This window comes from Streptomyces sp. NPDC002054, assembly GCF_040296685.1.
Lineage (GTDB): Bacteria > Actinomycetota > Actinomycetes > Streptomycetales > Streptomycetaceae > Streptomyces.
This window is the reverse complement of record NZ_JBEOXT010000083.1, coordinates 1-1,445: the sequence shown is the minus strand read 5'-3', so window position 1 is coordinate 1,445 and position 1,445 is coordinate 1. Positions and strand designations below refer to the sequence as shown.

1 protein-coding gene is annotated in these 1,445 nt (G+C 67.6%); it reads left to right on the top strand.

The genetic code is table 11. From position 1 onward, the window contains the following. Nucleotides 1–205 precede the first annotated feature (205 nt). Nucleotides 206–1,423: an IS110 family RNA-guided transposase gene (locus ABT123_RS36655; RefSeq protein ID WP_502971171.1), complete on the top strand. Its 1,218-nt coding sequence runs from the start codon at nucleotides 206–208 to the stop codon at nucleotides 1,421–1,423. Nucleotides 1,424–1,445 lie beyond the last annotated feature (22 nt).

Below are 1,445 nucleotides of genomic sequence, written 5' to 3'. Positions count from 1 at the left end.
GTCCTACCTTTCTTGATGTGGGCCTGAACTGGTCATTCGTAAGATCGGTGGGGCCCAGGGGTCCCGGGTATGGCTGTCACTGTGACGCCGTTGGATGGCTTAGGAGACTTGGCCGCCCGGGGCCCCGCGACGACTCGACCGCTAATTGGGAGACGCGACCCGATCGCTGTGTAGGACAACGTCGGCGAGGTCGTCTGCTGGGTTCATGTACGACGAGCTGGCGGAGGTGGCCGTGCCCGAGATCTGGGCCGGAGTGGACATCGGCAAGGAACATCACCATTGCGTGGTGATCGACACCCATGGCAAGCGGCTGCTGTCACGGCGGGTACTGAACGACGAGAGCGAACTGCTCAGACTCGTGGCCGACGTGCTGGAGCTGTCGCAGGACGTGCTGTGGGCGGTGGACATCAACCACGGTGGGGCCGCGCTCCTGCTCGGCCTGCTGGTCAGCCACGACCAGCACATCACCTACATCACCGGCCTGGCCGTCCACCGTGCCTCGGCCGGCTACCGGAGCCAGGCCAAGACTGATGCGAAGGACGCCTTCGTCATCGCCGACCAAGCCCGCATGCGCACCGACCTCGGCGTCCTGCGGCCCGGCGACGAGATATCGGTCGATCTGCGTACTCTGGTCACCCGCCGCACCGATCTGGTCTGTGACCGGACCCGGCAGATCAACCGACTGCGTGCCCAACTCCTGGAAATAGCGCCGGCGTTGGAACGCTGTCTGGAGATGACGAAGAAGGGGCCGGTCATGCTGCTGACCGGCTACCAGACCCCGGCCGCGATCCGCCGCGCCGGCACCTCGCGCATCGCGACGTGGCTGAAGAACCGCAAGGTCTACGGCAGCGCGGCCCTGGCCCGGGCCGCCGTGGAGGCGGCCGAGGCACAGTTCACCGCGCTGCCCGGCGAGAAACTCGCGGCCGACATGGTGGCCCGACTCGCGAAGGGGGTGATTGCCCTCGATGCCGAGATCGCCGAGCTCGAAGCTCTCATCGAGGCCCGGTTCCGCGAGCACCCACACGCCGAAGTGATCCAGAGCCTGCCCGGCATGGGCACTCTGCTGAGCGCGGAATTCCTCGCCGCGACCGGCGGTGACATGGATGCCTTCGGTAACGTCGACCGCCTCGCCGGCTACGCCGGCCTCGCGCCCGTCCCCCGCGACTCCGGGCGCGTCAGCGGAAACCTCCACCGCCCTCGCCGCTACCACCGCGGCCTGCTCCGCGCCTTCTACCTTTCCGCGTTCGCCAGTCTCCGAGGCTGCCCGGCCTCGAAGCGGTTCTACGAACGCAAGCGGGCCGAGGGCAAGGGCCACAAGCAAGCGCTGCTGGCGCTCGCCAGACGCCGGGCCAACGTCCTGTGGGCCATGATCCGCGACGGAGCGTGCTACCAAGCCGCACCACCGGTCACGGCGCGAGCTTGACAATGTCATTGGGAAGTCTCCT